Origin of the sequence: Bradyrhizobium sp. IC3195 (assembly GCF_020193585.1) — a bacterium.
GTDB lineage: Bacteria > Pseudomonadota > Alphaproteobacteria > Rhizobiales > Xanthobacteraceae > Bradyrhizobium > Bradyrhizobium yuanmingense.
This window is the reverse complement of sequence record NZ_JADYVG010000005.1, coordinates 279,691-295,662: the sequence shown is the minus strand read 5'-3', so window position 1 is coordinate 295,662 and position 15,972 is coordinate 279,691. Positions and strand designations below refer to the sequence as shown.

Annotated in this window: 14 protein-coding genes; 1 reads left to right on the top strand and 13 read right to left on the bottom strand. The window is 65.5% G+C overall.

Annotated features, from left to right (window positions below; genetic code table 11):
- Positions 1–24: 24 nt before the first annotated feature.
- The 11 genes from I6F09_RS14005 to hydA all read right to left on the bottom strand — a co-directional run bounded on the left by I6F09_RS14005 (position 25) and on the right by hydA (position 13,616).
- Positions 25–948, bottom strand: coding sequence for an ABC transporter permease (locus tag I6F09_RS14005; RefSeq protein WP_036034858.1), 924 nt, complete (start codon positions 946–948; stop codon positions 25–27).
- Positions 945–1,886: an ABC transporter permease gene (locus I6F09_RS14000; RefSeq protein ID WP_036023577.1), complete on the bottom strand. Its 942-nt coding sequence runs from the start codon at positions 1,884–1,886 to the stop codon at positions 945–947. Before I6F09_RS14000 ends, I6F09_RS14005 begins: the two co-directional genes overlap by 4 nt.
- A gap of 17 nt (positions 1,887–1,903) precedes the next feature.
- A complete protein-coding gene (locus I6F09_RS13995; RefSeq protein ID WP_225188300.1) occupies positions 1,904–3,508 on the bottom strand; it encodes an ABC transporter substrate-binding protein in 1,605 nt (534 codons plus the stop codon).
- 149 nt (positions 3,509–3,657) lie between these two features.
- The gene (locus I6F09_RS13990; protein ID WP_225188299.1) at positions 3,658–5,328 is read right to left on the bottom strand and encodes an ABC transporter ATP-binding protein; all 1,671 of its coding nucleotides are present in this window, start codon (positions 5,326–5,328) and stop codon (positions 3,658–3,660) included.
- On the bottom strand, positions 5,325–6,173 hold the full coding sequence (locus I6F09_RS13985; protein WP_036005271.1) for an ABC transporter permease: 849 nt from the start codon (positions 6,171–6,173) through the stop codon (positions 5,325–5,327). Before I6F09_RS13985 ends, I6F09_RS13990 begins: the two co-directional genes overlap by 4 nt.
- Positions 6,170–7,204, bottom strand: coding sequence for an ABC transporter permease (locus I6F09_RS13980; RefSeq protein WP_036005288.1), 1,035 nt, complete (start codon positions 7,202–7,204; stop codon positions 6,170–6,172). The genes I6F09_RS13985 and I6F09_RS13980 overlap by 4 nt, the downstream gene beginning before the upstream one ends.
- 28 nt (positions 7,205–7,232) lie before the next feature.
- Positions 7,233–8,852 (bottom strand): ABC transporter substrate-binding protein, encoded by a 1,620-nt coding sequence (locus I6F09_RS13975; RefSeq protein WP_225111837.1) that lies wholly within the window; start codon positions 8,850–8,852, stop codon positions 7,233–7,235.
- 119 nt (positions 8,853–8,971) lie between these two features.
- Positions 8,972–10,408 carry an NAD(P)/FAD-dependent oxidoreductase gene (locus I6F09_RS13970; protein WP_225188298.1) on the bottom strand — a complete coding sequence of 479 codons (1,437 nt, stop codon included), beginning with the start codon at positions 10,406–10,408 and terminating at the stop codon, positions 8,972–8,974.
- Entirely contained in the window at positions 10,405–11,154 is a 750-nt protein-coding gene (locus tag I6F09_RS13965; protein ID WP_225188297.1) for an SDR family oxidoreductase, read from the bottom strand. The genes I6F09_RS13970 and I6F09_RS13965 overlap by 4 nt, the downstream gene beginning before the upstream one ends.
- A gap of 1 nt (position 11,155) precedes the next feature.
- Entirely contained in the window at positions 11,156–12,130 is a 975-nt protein-coding gene (locus tag I6F09_RS13960; protein ID WP_225188296.1) for an NAD(P)-dependent oxidoreductase, read from the bottom strand.
- A 16-nt stretch (positions 12,131–12,146) separates the two neighbouring features.
- A complete protein-coding gene (gene hydA / locus I6F09_RS13955) occupies positions 12,147–13,616 on the bottom strand; it encodes a dihydropyrimidinase (RefSeq protein WP_225188295.1) in 1,470 nt (489 codons plus the stop codon).
- A 56-nt stretch (positions 13,617–13,672) separates the two neighbouring features.
- Here hydA and I6F09_RS13950 point away from each other — a divergent pair, with 56 nt between their 5' ends.
- Positions 13,673–14,335 carry an aspartate/glutamate racemase family protein gene (locus tag I6F09_RS13950; RefSeq protein WP_225145911.1) on the top strand — a complete coding sequence of 221 codons (663 nt, stop codon included), beginning with the start codon at positions 13,673–13,675 and terminating at the stop codon, positions 14,333–14,335.
- Here the strand turns inward: I6F09_RS13950 and I6F09_RS13945 are convergent.
- Both I6F09_RS13945 and I6F09_RS13940 read right to left on the bottom strand, forming a co-directional pair.
- Positions 14,332–14,991 carry a flavin reductase family protein gene (locus I6F09_RS13945; protein WP_225188294.1) on the bottom strand — a complete coding sequence of 220 codons (660 nt, stop codon included), beginning with the start codon at positions 14,989–14,991 and terminating at the stop codon, positions 14,332–14,334. The genes I6F09_RS13950 and I6F09_RS13945 overlap by 4 nt on opposite strands.
- 5 nt (positions 14,992–14,996) lie before the next feature.
- Positions 14,997–15,929: an N-carbamoyl-D-amino-acid hydrolase gene (locus tag I6F09_RS13940; RefSeq protein ID WP_225155684.1), complete on the bottom strand. Its 933-nt coding sequence runs from the start codon at positions 15,927–15,929 to the stop codon at positions 14,997–14,999.
- Between the last annotated feature and the right edge of the window lie 43 nt (positions 15,930–15,972).

Sequence of the window (15,972 nt, the reverse complement as noted above, 5' to 3'; positions counted from 1 at the left end):
AGCCTCGATCCATCACAGACAACATCACAGGCTTTTGGCCATGCGCGGGTCCAGCGCATCGCGAAGACCGTCGCCGAGCAGATTCACGGCGAGCACGGTGACGGACAGGAACGCCGCCGGGAAGAACACGATGTAGGGCTTCACCTGCCAGAGCGCGCGGCCCTCGGCCATGATGTTGCCCCAGGACGGAATGGTCGGCGGTGTGCCGGCGCCGATGAAGGACAGGATCGCCTCCGTGATCATGGCGCTGGCGCAGATGTAAGTCGCCTGGACCAGCATCGGCGCAACCGTGTTGGGCAGGATGTGGCGCAGGATGATCATCGGCGTGCGCGTGCCGCAGGCCACGGCCGCGTCAACATAGGGCTGCTCGCGCAAGGACAGCACGACGCTGCGGACGAGGCGCGAGACGCGCGGGATCTCGGCGATGGTGATCGCCAGGATGACGTTGCCGACGCTGCCGCGCGTCAGGGCCATCAGCGCGATTGCCAGCAGGATCGGCGGAATCGACATCAGCCCGTCCATGAACCGCATCAGGATGCCGTCGGCCCAGCGGATGAAGCCGGAGACCATGCCGATGGCAAGGCCGATCGCCGAGGCGCAGATCGCGACCGACAAGCCGACCGTGAGCGAGACGCGCGCGCCGAACAGTACGCGCGAATAGATGTCGCGGCCGAGCACGTCGGTGCCGAACCAGAAATCGGCCGACGGCGCGCGGGTGCGCTTGGCGGGCGCAAGCGCGGTCGGATCGACCGTGCCGAGGTATGGCGCAAAGATCGCGATCAGCACCAGCATCAGCAGCAGCGCGCCGCCGATCGCGACCGTCGGGTGGCCGCGCAGGAGGCCGACGAAGCCGCGCCGTATCCTGACCGGCCGCAGGATCTCGGGCAGTTGCGGCGCAAGGACGAGGCCGGCCGGAAGCGAATGCGGATTAACGGTGGTGTCGGTCAATAGCGGATCCTCGGGTCAACGAGCGTGTAGACGACGTCGATCATCAGATTGACGAGGACGTAGACGAAGCTGAACAGCAGCACGATGCCCTGAATCACCGGATAGTCACGGCGCAGGATGGCATCGATGGTGAGGCGGCCGAGGCCGGGGATCGCGAACACGCTCTCGGTCACGACCGCGCCGCCGATCAGGAGCGCGATGCCGATCCCGATCACGGTGACGATCGGCACCGCCGCGTTCTTCAGGGCGTGAATGAACAGGATGCCGCCCTGCCCGAGGCCCTTGGCCTTGGCGGTGCGGATATAGTCCTGCTGCAGCACTTCGAGCATGGCTGCCCGCGTGATGCGGGCGACCAGCGCGATGTAGACGCAGCCGAGCGCGATCGCCGGCAGGATCAGGTTTTCCAGCCATGGCCAGAAACCCTGGGCCAGCGGCGTGTAGCCCTGCACCGGCAGCCATTCCAGCTCCAGCGCGAAGATGTAGGCGAGCATGTAGCCGACCACGAAGACCGGCAGCGAGAATCCGAACACGGCAAAGCCCATGATGACGCGATCGATCAGGCTGCCGGCCTTCCATGCCGCCACCACGCCGAGCGGCACTGCCACCACGATCGTCAGCAGCAGCGTGACGATCATCAGCGACAGCGTCGGTCCGAGACGCTGCCCGATCATCGCCGAGACCGGCAGGTTGGTGAAGATCGAGGTGCCGAGATCGCCGTGCAGGATGCGCCAGACCCAGCCTCCGAACTGGACCAGGAAGGGCCGGTCCAGCCCGAGGCTCTGGCGGATGCGCTCCACATCCTCCGGGCTTGCCTGATCGCCCGCGATCACCACGGCCGGATCGCCGGGCGCGATGTAAAGCAGGCTGAACACGAACAGCGCGACGATCGCCATGACCGGCAAGGTCGCAACGATGCGACGGAGGATGTAGGAGAGCATCTGGCCTCAGCGCACGATCATGCGGACTTCGACACGCCCCAGAAGAACGGCAGCGGTCCCTTGGCAACGCCGGAGACGTTCTTGCGCCACGCGGTGTAGCTCAGGAAGAAACCAGTCGGCGCGTAAACCACGTCATCGAGCGCCGCCTTGTTGAGGCGGCCGATGGCGGCCTTCTCCTCGTCGATGTTCTTGGCCTCGAACCACGAGGCGACCTCCTTTTCGGTGGCCGCGCTGGTGGGCCAGCCGAACCAGGCCTTGTCGCCGTTGGCACGGATGGCGGTGTAGGGAGCCGGATTGACGCAATCCGCGCCGGCGTGCCAGGTGTGGAACATGTTCCAGCCGCCCTGTCCCGGAGGCGTCTTCTGTGCGCGGCGGGAGCCGACGGTGCCCCAATCGGTTGCGACGAAGTCGACATTCATGCCGAGCTTCTTGAGAAGGTCGGCGGTGACGTCGCCCATTGCCTTGGTGATCGGTTGGTCCTGCGCGACGAGGCAGGTCACCGGCTGGCCGGAATAGCCGCTCTCGGCGAGCAGCTTCTTGGCGGCGTCCAGATCGCGCTTGCCCTTCAGGATCTCGCCGCCCACTTCGGTGTAGAGCGGCGTATCCGGCGTGAAGTAGCCGGGCAGCGACTTCCACAGCGAATTGTCGTCGCCGACGATCGCGCGCATGTAGTCTTCCTGGCTGAGCGCCATCAGCACCGCACGCCGCGCCTTGACGTCGTTGAACGGCGGATACAGGAAGTTCATGCGGAACGAGCCGATATTGCCGAGGGGATCGCCGATATCGACGCTGATATTCTTGTTCTTCTTCAGAACCGGAACGAGATCCGCGATCGGGTTCTCCCACCAGTCGATCTCACCGTTCTGCAACGCGGCCGCCGCGGTTGCCGGATCCGGCATGATCACCCACTCGACGCGGTCGACCATCACCTGCTTGCCGCCAGCAAGCCAGGACGCCTTCTCCTGCCGCGGTGAATAGTCGGCGAATTTCTCGAACACGGCCTTCGCACCGGGGACCCACTCGCTCTTGGCGAACTTCAGCGGACCGGAGCCGATATATTCGGAAATCTGCTTGAACGGATCGGTCTGCGCGATGCGCTCCGGCATGATGAAGCTGCAAGGCGAATTGTTCTTGCCGAGCGCATAGAGCAATTTCGGGAAAGGCTGCTTCAGCACCCATTTGAAGGTGCGGTCGTCGACGGCCGTGAGCTCCTGCTGGAGCGCCTTGATCATCAGGCCCATCGGATCGCGCGCCGACCAGCGCGTCAGACTTGCCACGACGTCCTTGCTGAGCACCGGCTCGCCATCGTGGAACTTGAGGCCGGGTCGCAGCTTGAACGTCCAGGTGGTGCCGTCGTCGGTCACTTCCTCGGACTCGACCATCTGCCGCTGCGGCCGGAACGAGGAATCGATGCCGTAGAGCGTGTCCCAAACCATCGCGGCGGCATTGCGCACGACATATTGCGTGCCCCAGATCGGGTCGAAATTGGCGAGATTGGCCTGGGGCACGAAACGCAGGGTGCGCGCCGAGGCACCCTGAGCGATCGCCGGGGCCGACAGGCCACCCGTCAATGCCAGGCTGCCCGCGCCAGCCAGTCCCTTCAATACCGTCCTGCGATCCATGAAGTCCTCCCAGAAGTGCCGTGATGCCAGCTATTCATTGGCAAAGGGCAAGTGAAACCGAGCCCATTTGCAAGCAAATGGTATGCCACTAAATGCGGCTTCGCCAGCGGGATCTCGCCATTTGGCGGTCCAGGAATGCGAGTCGGGGCTCACAGAGCGGCCGCCAGCGTCGGCCCGGTCTCGATATGCGGGATCGCTTCGACCAGTTTGCGCGTGTAGTCGGTCTTTGGATTATCAAATAACGCCCGGCTCTCGCCCTGCTCCACGATGCCGCCGTTGCGCAGCACGATGGTGCGGTCGCACAGCATGCGCACGACGTTGAGATCGTGGCTGACGAACAGCAGCGCAATGTCGTTCTCGCGCCTGAGGCGATCGAGCAGTTGCAGCACAACCGCCTGCACCGAGACGTCGAGTGCGGCGGTCGGCTCGTCCAGCACCAGCAGCCGCGGCCGGCAGGCGATGGCGCGGGCGATGCCGACGCGGGCCTTCTGCCCGCCGGAGAGCTGATGCGGAAACCGCGGCAACAGATCGAGCGGCAGCCCGACTCGCTCGGCGCATTCTTCCACCCGTTTGCGCAAGCCTTCGCCCGCGCGCATGCCGTCGAGCCGCATCAAGGGATGGGCAATGCAATCGAACGCCGTAAAGCGCGGGTTGAGGCTCTCGTTGGGGTCCTGAAAGACCATCTGGATGTCTTTGCGCAACGGCGAGCGGTGGAAATCGCGCGCCGCCACGTGCCCGATCGACTGCCCGTCGAACACGATGTCGCCCTCGCTCGGATCGATCAGGCGGCAGATCATGCGCGAGGTCGTGCTCTTGCCCGAGCCGGACTCGCCGACTAGCCCGACACTCTCGCCGCCCGCCATCGTCATCGAGAAGTCGGCAACCGCAGCGGAGCCCTGATCGAAACGCTTGGCGAGCTTGCGCACTTCCAGGAGCGGCGGCGTGCCGTGCGCTCGCTCCTGCCTGGGTCTGGTGACGACGTTGGCGTAACGCTCTCTGTCCTCCTCCGTCACGAGATCTTCGATCCGTGACGTCGCCGTCGGCGACGCCGCTACCAGGCGTCTGGTATAGGCGTGCTGCGGCGCGCTGAAGAGAATGCCGGGGCTCGCCTCCTCGACGATGCGGCCGCGCTCCATCACGGCAATGCGGCGGCAGTAGCGTGCCGCAAGGCCGAGGTCGTGCGTGATCAGGATCGTGGCCATGCCTCGCGCGGCGGCAATGTCTGCCAGCAGATCCATCACCACCTTCTGCGTGGTAACGTCGAGGCCGGTGGTCGGCTCGTCCGCGATCAACAGCGCAGGATTGCAGGAGATCGCGATCGCGATCATGACGCGCTGGCACATACCGCCGGAGAGCTCGTGCGGATAGGCGTTCATCCGCGCCTCGGGATCGCGGATCTGAACGGCGCGCAGCAGGTCCAGCGCCTCGGCACGCGCGGCCTCTTTCGAGATACGCTTGTGGGTGAGGATCGCGTCCGCGATCTGCAGGCCGATCGCGCGGATCGGATTGAGCGCCGCCCGCGGATTCTGGAAGATCATCGACATCGCGGCGCCCTGCAGCTGTCGCAGATCATCGCCGCGGAGCTTGGTGACGTCCTGCCCACGGAACAGAATCTTGCCGCCGGTGACGCGGCCGGCTGCATCGAGCAGCCGCGTCGTCGCAAAGCCGGTGACCGACTTGCCCGAGCCGCTCTCGCCGACGAGGCCGAGCATCTCGCCGGCCTTCACCGTGAGCGTGACGCCGCGCACGGCCTCGACCATGCCCCGCCGCGTCGAGAACGCGACGTGGAGGTTGTCGATCCTGAGCAGGTCCTCGCTCATGTGCGCATCCGCGGATCGAGAATGTCCCGCATCCCGTCGCCGAGGAGGTTGAAGCACAGCACCGCCAGCATCAGCGCAAGGCCCGGAAAGGCCACCAGCCACCAGCGTCCGGTCGAGATGAAGCGCGCCCCTTCCGCGACCATGATGCCCCATTCCGGCGTCGGCGGCTTGACGCCGAGACCGATGAACGACAGGCCGGCGGCATTGAGAATGGCCCAGCCGAGATTGAGCGAGATCTGCACAGCCATTGCGGGCAGGATGTTCGGCAGCAGGAAGCGCAGCACCACCGAGAAATGGCTCTCGCCGCAGGCGCGCGCGGCCTCGACCCAGCCGACATTGCGGCGGACGTTGACCTCGGCCCGTGCGAAGCGGATGTAGAACGGAAGATTGATGATCGCGGTCGCGATCACGATGTTCTCGATCCGGTTGCCGAGCGCGGCGACCATCGCCATCGCCAGCACGAACAACGGAAAGGCCATCATCACGTCGACGAAGCGGCCGACGGCGCGATCGAGCCGTCCACCGGCATAGCCGCAGAACGCGCCGACGACGGCCCCGATCACGAACGAGATTCCGACCGCGGAGACTGCGATGGCAAGGTCGAGCCGTGCAGCGATGATGAGACGGCTGAACACGTCGCGGCCGAGCTGGTCCGTACCGGCAATGTGCGCCGCACTCGGTGGCAGCAGGGCCTCCGACACGTTCGAGGCCACGGGATCGTAGGGCACGATCCACGGTCCGAAGATCGCGACCAGGACGAACAGCGTCACCCCGGCCGCGGCCACCGCCGTGAGCGGATTGCCGCGCAGGATCCAGACCGAATGGCGAAGTGTGGCGCTGGTCATTCGATCGACACCCTGGGATCGGCGATGCCGTAGCAGATGTCCACGACGAGATTGACCAGCACGAACAGGCTGGCCATCAGCAGCACGAAACCCTGCACCGGCGCATAGTCGGAGGACAGCAACGCGTCGAGCGCATAGGAGGCCACGCCCGGCCAGGAGAACACTTTCTCCACCAGCACGTTGGCGCCCAGCATGGTCGAGAACACGATGCCGGCGATGGTGATGACGGGCAGGATCGCATTGCGGAGCGCATAGGTGACGACCACCTTGCGCCAGGACAATCCGACCGAGCGCGCAGTGCGCACGAAATCGCTGCCGAGCGAGACCAGCATCGAGGCCCGCGTGATCCGCGCCAGCGGCGCGATCACGAACAGCGCCATGCTCACCGCCGGCAGGATCAACTGCCTGCAGGCCGCCCACCAGCCCTCGACGTCGCCGGCGAGCAGGAAATCGATCGAGAGGAAGCCGGTGCGCTGCGGCGGCAGCGAGGTGAAGACGTCGATGCGCCCGGTCGGATCAGGGGCCAGCCCGAACAGATAATAGAAGACATAGATCAAGAGCAGGCCCGAGACGAAGGTCGGCACGCAGACGCCGAGTGCGCAGAACAGCCGCACGCCGTGATCGATGATTGATCCCGGCCGCAGCGCCGCCAGCACCCCAAGCGGCACGGCCGCGATGAGCGCGATCAACAGTGCGGTGAAGGTGAGCTCGAGCGAGGCCGGCAATCGCTCGCGCAGGTCCTTCAGCACCGGCTGTCCCGTCATCATCGAGCGGCCGAGATTGCCGTGGCCGATGTCGGAGAGATAGAACACGAGCTGCTCCGGCACGGATTTGTCGAGCCCCATCTGCTTGCGGATCTGCTCGATCTCCTCCTTGCCGGCATTGGGCCCCGAGGCGAAGAACACCGCGGGGTCGCCGGGCAGGACGCGCATCAACAGGAAGGTGAAGACCAGCACACCGAACAGTGCCGGCAGCGACGACAAGAGCCGCCTGCCCGCCCGCACCATCGTTGCACCAAGACCGGTCGTCACCATTCAGCGTCCCTGCTGGCCGCGGATGTCACTTGCGGCTGACATCCCGATAATCCACCTGGCGGTGGAACTCATAGGTGTAGCCTTCGATCGACGGCGCCATCACCGCGTCCTGATTGGGCTGCCACAGCATGATCTGCGGCATCAGGTCGACATGCATCGCGTTGAGCTTGCGGCCGGCTTCCTCGTACTTGGCCTTATCCGGCTCGAAGCGGGCCTCCTGCGCAATCGCGGCAAGGTCCGGATTGTTGATCGAAGAGTAATTCCAGCGCTGAGTGCCGGTGTAGAAGTTGCGGTAGAAATAGTCGGTCGACGGCAGCCAGGCGACGATGCCTTCGGTGAAGAACGGCAGCTTCTTCTCGTTGATCTGCGTCGACATCTGCGCGTCCGGCAGCTTCTGGATGTCGACCTTGATGCCGATCTTGCCAAGAGACTCCTTGACGAGGGCGGCCATCGGCTCGGCCGTCGCGGCCTGGCCGACATTGAAGCTGAAGGTGGTCGAGAAGCCTTCGGGCAGACCTGCAGCCTTGAGGTATTCCCTGGCCTTGTCGAGATCCATCTTCACCGGCTGCTGGAACGGATAGATGCCGTTCGCCGGCTTGCCGTCCGGCCAAGTCGCGCCGAACAGCGGCGCGCCGCGGCCGAACAGGGCCGCCTTGAACATGTCCTCATAGGGCAGCGCGGAAGCGATGGCGCGGCGGACATTGACGTTGTCGAAGGGCGGGATCTGGTTGTTCATCGAGACGTAGGTGACCGCATTGTATTGCGGCGTCGAGATTACCTTGAGCTTGCCCTTGGCCTCCAGCGACTGTACGTCGCTCGCCTGCAGGTCGAGCACGAGATCGGCATCGCCGCGCTCGACGAGGTTGGCGCGGGTCGCCGGCTCCGGCACCGATTGCACGATGACGCGCTTGAAGTACGCCGGCTTGCCCGGCGATCCGCGGTTCCAGGCCTCGTTGCGCTTGATGATCACCTGCTCGCCCGGCTTGAAGCTCTCGACCGCATAGGCGCCGCTGCCGGCGGTGTGCTCCTTCAGCCAGGCCGTGGCCCAGGGATCGTCAGCCGTCGCGTGCTCTTTTGCCACTTTCGAGTTGATGATCATCGGGTAGACGGTAGCAAGATTAGGCAGCGCAAGCTTGTCGGGTTTTGGAAGCGTCACCTCGATGGTGAGGGGATCGATCACCTTGAACTGATCGGCCGACGTCAGCGAGCCCGTCAGCAGCTGCGCCTTGCCGAGGATCGGCGCGGTCACGCAGCGGTCGAGCGACCACTTGACGTCCTCGGCCGTGACCGGTGAGCCGTCCTGGAACTTTGCATCCTTGCGCAGGCGGAAGGTGATCTTCAGTCCGTCGGGACTGACGTCATAGGATTCGGCGAGCTCGCCGGTGATCGTGTCGAGGTCGAACACCCATTTGCCGTTGAGCTGCTTGCGGCCGAATGCCACCAGCCGGTCATAGGTGCTCATGCTCAACGCGAAGGATTCGCGGGTCGAGCCGGGGATGTTGGGATCGAGCGTGTTGACGGAGGCGCCGGTGACGTAGCGCAAGGTCTCTGCCCTGGTTTGCGCTTGCGACGGCGCAGTGGCGATGAGCAGCAGCGCAGTGGTAGCGAGAACTGAGGTCGCCAGTCTGAAAGACACAAAACGCATTGGTTTTTCCCTGAATTTCGAACGAGAACGCCAGCAAGGCAGGTTCAGAAGGAAGCAAGTTGCGCGCCAGTCCGATCGGACATTTCGAGGGACGCGAGGTCGCGGCGGCGCATGGGTGATCACAGCGATTCCCCCATTTCTCGCGCATGACGCGTCACCACGGCCTGCGGCACGTCATAGGCGCTGAGCGAATCCCAGTGCCGTTCGACATCGGCGCGAAACAGGCCGCGCGTCAGGCCGTGGACCAGCTTTGGAACGGCCGTCGTCATCGCATTGATCGACGATCCCGACGGACCGAAGCTCATGGTCGAGGCGATGGCGAACAGATGGATGTCGGCGATCCACGGCGTCATTCCCTGCTCGCGCTCGGTGAAGGCATAGTCGTCGGCGAGATAGGGAAAGCGGCCGAGCCGTTCGTTGCGTTCGTCTTCCGGCGGCTGGTAGCGGTCGGCCCAGGTCGCGATGTTGCCGGCACATTGGGCGAGCTCGCCGCGGCCGGCAAAGTCCATGTCGATGCCGGTGCCGCAGATGACGAAATCGGCGGTGATGGCGCCGCGCGGCATCTGGAGTTCAACGCCGTTATCGGTCTTGCGCGCGGCTTCGACCGGCGCACCCTCGTGCAGTGTGAAGTTGGCGTGACGCGCACAGCGGTCATAGGTCGGCTGCGGAAATCCTTCCCGCATCTCGAGGATCTTGCGCATGAAGCGCCAGCGCCAGGCATCGTCGAGATCGCTGAGATGACGCAGGAAGCCACGAAAGGTCAGCCAGCGATAGGGCTGGATCACCTGGATCTGCGCACGGCGGCACAGCAGGTGCACTTCAGCGGCACCGGCCTCCAGCGCAGTCGCCGCATTGTCGAAAGCGGAGGCGCCGGCACCGATCACGGCGACGCGCTTGCCGCGCAGGCTTTCGAAATCGATGTCGTCGGCGACGGTTGCAACAGAGCTCGCCGGCAGATGCACTAGCTGCTCCGGAATCATCCAGCCGCCCATGCCCTCCTGCCCTGTTGCCAGCACGATTTTGCGGGCATAGAGCGTTTCGACCTCTCCTGCCCGTTTCACGCGCGCAGCGAGCAGGCCGTTAGCCGCCGGCGCGATCTCCTTGAGCTCGCAAGCGTTGCGCACCGGCAAGCCGACCGTGCGCCGCAGCCAGAGCAGATACTCCGCCCAATGCTCGCGCGCGATCAGGCCGAGCTCCTGCCAGCTCGCCTTGCCGAAGCGGGCCTCGTGCCAGGACTGGTAAGTCAGGCCGGGGATATCGAGATCCGGGCCGGTGTAGTCCTTCGGGCTGCGCAGCGTCGGCATGCGGGCGTAGGTGAGCCACGGGCCCTCCTTGCCCTCCTCGGCCTTGTCGATCAGCAGGATGTTGCTGACGCGCGAGCGCAGCAGGCCGAAGCCGATGGCGATGCCGGACTGGCCGGCGCCGATGATGAGAACATCCAGCGCCGCCTTGCCGTCTGGCCCCGCTTTCGGTTCGAGCCACGCCGCGCCGGGATGCGCGATCATCGCCAGATCGGCGTGAATCTCGGCTTCGAGCTGGGCCAGCGCCTCACTCATGCGGCGAGCCAGCCTCCGTCGACCACCATCACGGTACCGGTTGTGAACGACGAGGCATCGCTTGCGAGATGCAGCGCGGTTTGCGCGATCTCCTCAGGCACGCCAAACCGCTTCATGGCGTGGCGGCTGCGCGAGGCCTCGCGCACCTCGTCCGAATTGGCGTGGCGGGCAAAGCTGCGGCGAAGCATCGGCGTGTCGATCGCGCCGGGAGCGATTGCGTTGACGCGGATGCCGTCGGCGGCGAAATCCACCGCCATGGTGCGCGTCAGGCTCACGATCGCGCCCTTGGCGGCGATATAGGCGCTGTTACCCTTGCCGCCGGCAATGGCGAGCTGCGATGCCAGCGTGATGATCGAGCCGCTGTTCTGCCGCTGCATCTGCGGCACCGCGGCCCGCGCCCACAGCCAGGTGCCGCCGACATTGGCGCGGAACACCGCATCCCAGTCGTCCAGGCTCGTCGTCAGCACCGTGCCACCACAGGAGAAGCCAGCCGCCGTCATGAGGATATCGAGCCGGCCATGCCGGGCCACGACGTCGCCGACGACGGTTTCGGCGAATGCGCCATCGCCGACGTCGCCAAGATGCACCGTCGCTTCGCCGACCAGCCTCAGCGTGTCCTCAAGCCCAGCGGCGTCGCGATCGACCAGCGCAAGGCGTGCGCCCTCCTCCGCAAACAGATTTGCGCTGGCGCGGCCGATGCCCGAGCCCGCGCCGGTGATGATGGCCGTGCGCCCCTGCAGCCGCATGTCAGATCCCCTCCCTGTGCTGCATCCACCAGGCGCTCATCGCGGCAGCTGACTCCGCACAGCCGAACCGCGCGCGCCAACCGAATTCGTCGGCCATTCGCGTCACTGAGAGCGGCGCGCGATCGCCTCCATGAAGCTTGATGAAGGTCTTCTCGCCCGGCTCCGCCAGCCGACACTCCAGCCCGGGATGCAGGGCCGCAAAAGCCTCGCCCCATTGCAGCGCCGACCAGGCCGCGCCGCTGGAGATATTGTAGAGCCGATGGCGCGGCCGCTCGGCTTCGATCAGCACGGCCACGGCCTCGGCGGCGTCAACAGCATAGGTCCAATCCTTGACACCCGGCGTCGGCAGCAGCGCCGGCTCGCCGCGCGCGAATGCGGCCAATATCTGATATTGGAGGCTCGGCGTATCGCGCACTGAACCGGGGCGCTCCCACGGCCCGAAGACCGCAGTCAACCGCACACTCAGAAAATCACCGCCAAAAAGTTCGGCGTACCGTGCCACCGATCGTTCCGAGGTGAACTTGCTGATGGCGTAGAACGAGACGGGATCGCAGGGCGTCTCCTCGTCCAGAATGTCGACCCGCGCACCCGCGGCGCCGTAGGCCGACGCCGACGACAGATTCACGACGCGGCGAACGCCATGGCGGATCGCGGCTTGCAGGATCGGGATCTGGGCCATGACGTTGATCTCGAGAACGCGCGCGGGCGATGCCCGTTCGAGGTCATCGCCGGCGGTGACCGCGGCACCCAGTACGATCGCATCGCAGCCCTTTGCAATCAGGGCGTCGATGGTGTCTGTGTCGCTAATATCGCCCTGCACGGCATTTATCCGCGCGCCGTAGTCAGCCAGAGATCTTTGTGCACTCGCCGGCAACGCCGCACGATCATGCAGCGTCACCTCATGCCCGCGCGCGAGCAGCACCTCGGCGAGATTGAGGCCGACAAACCCGGTGCCGCCGAAGATGACGATCTTCATCGCGCGCGATCCACCGTCACAGCAGCTTTGCCCCAAAATTCCGTTCGGGATCCATGTCGGCGACGAGCCGGCCGGTCGGCCTGGCCGCCTCGCCGCCGCTGCGCGCGAGGAACTTTCCGCTGCCGGCGCTCGCGAGGCACTTGTCGCCCTCGATGATCAGGCGGCCGCGCGACAGCACCGACACCGGCCAACCCTTGAGCTTGCGACCCGCGAACGGCGTGTAGCCGGCAAGGTCGTGCATCATCTCGTCCGCGATTGTGACCTCGCGGTTGGGATCCCAGATCGCGATATCGGCGTCGGCGCCGACGGCGATCGAGCCCTTGCGCGGATGCAGGTTGTAGATCTTTGCCGGCGCCGTTGCGGTCAGCTCGACGAATTTCTCCAGGCCCAGCCGTCCCTTCGACACCATCGCGTCGAACAACAGCGGCAGCCGCAGCTCCAGGCCCGGCAGGCCGTTGGCGACCTGCTTGAAGTTGGGATTGGGGCCGGCGCGCAGCTTGCCGGTCTCGTCATAGCGATACGGCGCGTGGTCCGACGAGATGGTCTGGAGATCGCCGAGCGAGAGCGCCTGCCACAGCGCCTCCTGGTCGGCATGCGTGCGCGGCGGCGGGCTGCACATCCACTTCGCCCCCTCGGCGCCGGGCTTGTCGAGATCAGCGGCGGTCAGGAACAGGTATTGCGGACAGGTCTCGGCAAAGACCTTGAGCCCCTGCCCGCGCGCGTCGCGGATCACCTTGGCGCCTTCGGCGGTCGAGACGTGGAAGATCATGATCGGCTGGTCGATCAGCGCGGCCATGCCGATCAGCCGGGTGAAGGCTTCGGCTTCCGACACGCGGGCGTGGCTGACGGCGTGGTATTTCGGCATCGTGTAGCCACGTGCGAGCAGCCGCTTCACCATCCAAGCGATGATGCCGTGGTTCTCGGCATGGGCGCACAGCATCGCGCCGGACTGGCGCGCCGCGAGCAGGATGTCGAGCAGCGGCTCGTCATCGACCTTGAGGCGGTCATAGGTCATGAAGATCTTGATCGAGGCATGGCCCTGCTTCACCAGCGCGGGAATGTGTTCCTCGACCGTCTCCTTGGTCGCGTCCGCAATGATCATGTGAAAGGCGTAGTCGATCACCGCACCCTTCTTCGCCAGGGCGTGATAGTCCGCGACGACCTCAGGTAGCTTCATGCCGACATGTTGAGCCGCGAACGGAATCACCGTGGTGGTGCCGCCGAAAGCGGCAGAGACGGTCGCGCTCTCGAACGTGTCGGCGTTCATGATGCCGGCGGCCGACAGCTGCTCGATATGGGCGTGGCTGTCGACGCCGCCGGGCAGCACCAGCTTGCCGCGCGCGTCGATCTCGCGCTTTGCGGGCGGAAGCCCGCGGCCGATGGCCGCAATGGTCTCGCCGGAGATGGCGACGTCGGCCTCGAAGACGTCGGTCGTGGTGGCGACGCGGCCGCCGCGAATGATCATGTCGTAAGCGGGTTCAGTCATGAGGCACTCCGTGATAGGCTTGAGGCACGTTCGCTAGATCTCGCAGGAAGTCCATCATGTCCCGGCCACGCATTCTCGTCATCAACCCGAACTCCAACCACAAGGTCACGCAGGGGCTGGAGGACGCGTTGAAGCCGCTCGATTTCGAGGGCGGGCCGGAAGTGGTCTGCCAGACGCTGGCCGAAGGTCCGTTCGGCATTGAAAGCCAGGCGGACGCAGACAGCGTTGCGATCCCACTGCGAAAGCTGGTCGAAAGCGACAACAGCTCGGCCGCCTTCGTCATCGCCTGCTACAGCGATCCCGGGCTGCAAGTTTGCCGGGAAGGCACCGACCGCCCCGTGTTCGGCATCGCCGAGTGCGGCGTGCTGACGGCGCTTTCCCGCGCGGAGACTTTTGGCGTCATCGCGATCGCCCAGCGCTCGATCCCGCGGCACATGCGCTATCTCAGGCAGATGGGCCTGACCGACCGCTTTTCCGGCGAGCGGCCGCTGAACATGAGCGTCGCCGAAACCGCCTCCGGCGAAGGCACGCTCGCCAAGATGATCGAGGTCGGCCGCGCGCTGCGCGACGAGGACGGCGCCCGCGCCATCGTGATGGGCTGCGCCGGCATGGCCCGCCACCGCCGTGCGCTGGAAGACGCGCTGCGGATTCCCGTCATCGACCCGACGCAGGCGGCCGTCACGATGGCGCTGGGTACGGTGCAGTTCTCGGCTCACTAGGCGTCCTTCAGCTCTTTGGTATCCTGGCGCGCGAGCCATTGCGCATGGCTCTCGCGGACAAGAGCAAACGTGTCCCGCTGCGTGGTGTAGAGATTGCCGAACATGCGGCCGATCGGCCGATAGGCGTCGAGATCGACATACATGCTGGCGGTATCGACCAGGCCCTCGCGGGCGTGAACCCGCACGACCTCGCCAACCAGCAGCTCGCGATCCGGCGAGAAGGTCAGCACGACATGGCGCCGGCATTCCAGCGCGAAGGGCGCCGCGGCGAGACGCGGCACCTTCACGTCGACCGAAGGTAGCGTCGCCAGGCCCGTCGCGGCGACCTCGCTGTCTCCGGAGGGGAAATCGACCGCGCAGTCGTTCATTGCGCCCGACAGCGCCTCGTCCACCATGTGCACCACGAACTCGCCGTCGCGATGGATGTTGCGGGTGGTGTCCTTCGGCGAGTGATCCGGCTTGTGCTGCAGGCCGAGCACGATCAGCGCGGGACTTTCGGAGAACACGTTGAAGAAGCTGAACGGCGCGGCATTCACCGCCCCGTTCTCATCCAGCGTCGTCACCAGCGCGATCGGCCGCGGCACCACCACGCCGCACAGCAGCTTGTAGCGATCGCGCGGATCGAGTTCACGCAAGGAAATGCCTTTGTCGGCCATCGGCGTCACTTCTCCGGCGGCGGCACCGCGCCGGTCTGGCTGGTGATCAGACCGTAATGCTCGATGCGGCGATGCCGGGCGAAATCGAAGATGGTGGTCTTTCCGAAGGAGGTGGCATCGAGGTCACAGGCGTGGACCAGCACCTCGTCGTCCTCGCTCTTGGCTTCGGCGACGATCTCGCCATTGGGATCGACGATCAGGCTGCCGCCGAACAGGGGATGACCGTCCTCGACGCCGGCCTTGGCGACCGCGACCACCCAGGTCGCGTTCTGATAGGCGCCGGCCTGCACCGAGAGGCGGTTGTGGAACAGGCGCTTCTCGATGCCCTCCTCGCTCTTCTCGGCATTCACGGACGGCGTGTTGTAGCCGATCAGAACCATCTCGACGCCCTGCAGGCCCATGACGCGATAGGTCTCGGGCCAGCGGCGGTCGTTGCAGATCGCCATGCCGATGATGCCGCCAAGTTCGCGCCAGACCTTGAAGCCGAGATCGCCCGGCTCGAAGTAACGCTTCTCCAGGTGCTGATGCGAGCGCTTGCTGTCGTATTCCACATGGCCAGGCAGATGCACCTTGCGGTATTTGCCGACGATCCTGCCGGTTTTGTCGGTCAGGATCGCGGTGTTGAAGTGGTGGCCATCGGGCGTCAGCTCGGCATAGCCGAAATTCATCGCCATTCCGTGCTGCGCCGCGCGCTCGAACAGCGGCCTGGTCGCCGCGTTCGGCATTTCGCGCTCGAACCAGATGTCGAACTCGGCGCGGTCCTCGACGTACCAGCGCGGGAAGAACGTCGTCAGCGCCAGCTCGGGATAGACGATCAGGTCGGCACCCTTGCTCTTGGCTTCGTCCATCAGCGCGATCATGCGCTTGACCACCGCCTCGCGGCTGTCGGCTTTCTGAATCGGGCCCATCTGGGCGGCGGCGACATTGACGATGCGCATCAGCGAGTTCCTGGTGATGTCTGGGGGGAAGCGTCGGCTTGCA

What these genes read in the sequence shown, in the direction of transcription:
- I6F09_RS13965 (WP_225188297.1), bottom strand. Translation starts at nt 11,154, where the DNA reads ATGCGGCTGCAGGGGCGCACGGCCATCATCACCGGCGCGGGCTCGGGC.
- I6F09_RS13950 (WP_225145911.1), top strand. Translation starts at nt 13,673, where the DNA reads ATGTCCCGGCCACGCATTCTCGTCATCAACCCGAACTCCAACCACAAG.
- I6F09_RS13960 (WP_225188296.1), bottom strand. Translation starts at nt 12,130, where the DNA reads ATGAAGATCGTCATCTTCGGCGGCACCGGGTTTGTCGGCCTCAATCTC.
- I6F09_RS13945 (WP_225188294.1), bottom strand. Translation starts at nt 14,991, where the DNA reads ATGGCCGACAAAGGCATTTCCTTGCGTGAACTCGATCCGCGCGATCGC.
- I6F09_RS13985 (WP_036005271.1), bottom strand. Translation starts at nt 6,173, where the DNA reads ATGACCAGCGCCACACTTCGCCATTCGGTCTGGATCCTGCGCGGCAAT.
- hydA (WP_225188295.1), bottom strand. Translation starts at nt 13,616, where the DNA reads ATGACTGAACCCGCTTACGACATGATCATTCGCGGCGGCCGCGTCGCC.
- I6F09_RS13940 (WP_225155684.1), bottom strand. Translation starts at nt 15,929, where the DNA reads ATGCGCATCGTCAATGTCGCCGCCGCCCAGATGGGCCCGATTCAGAAA.
- I6F09_RS13975 (WP_225111837.1), bottom strand. Translation starts at nt 8,852, where the DNA reads ATGCGTTTTGTGTCTTTCAGACTGGCGACCTCAGTTCTCGCTACCACT.
- I6F09_RS13990 (WP_225188299.1), bottom strand. Translation starts at nt 5,328, where the DNA reads ATGAGCGAGGACCTGCTCAGGATCGACAACCTCCACGTCGCGTTCTCG.
- I6F09_RS13970 (WP_225188298.1), bottom strand. Translation starts at nt 10,408, where the DNA reads ATGAGTGAGGCGCTGGCCCAGCTCGAAGCCGAGATTCACGCCGATCTG.
- I6F09_RS14000 (WP_036023577.1), bottom strand. Translation starts at nt 1,886, where the DNA reads ATGCTCTCCTACATCCTCCGTCGCATCGTTGCGACCTTGCCGGTCATG.
- I6F09_RS13995 (WP_225188300.1), bottom strand. Translation starts at nt 3,508, where the DNA reads ATGGATCGCAGGACGGTATTGAAGGGACTGGCTGGCGCGGGCAGCCTG.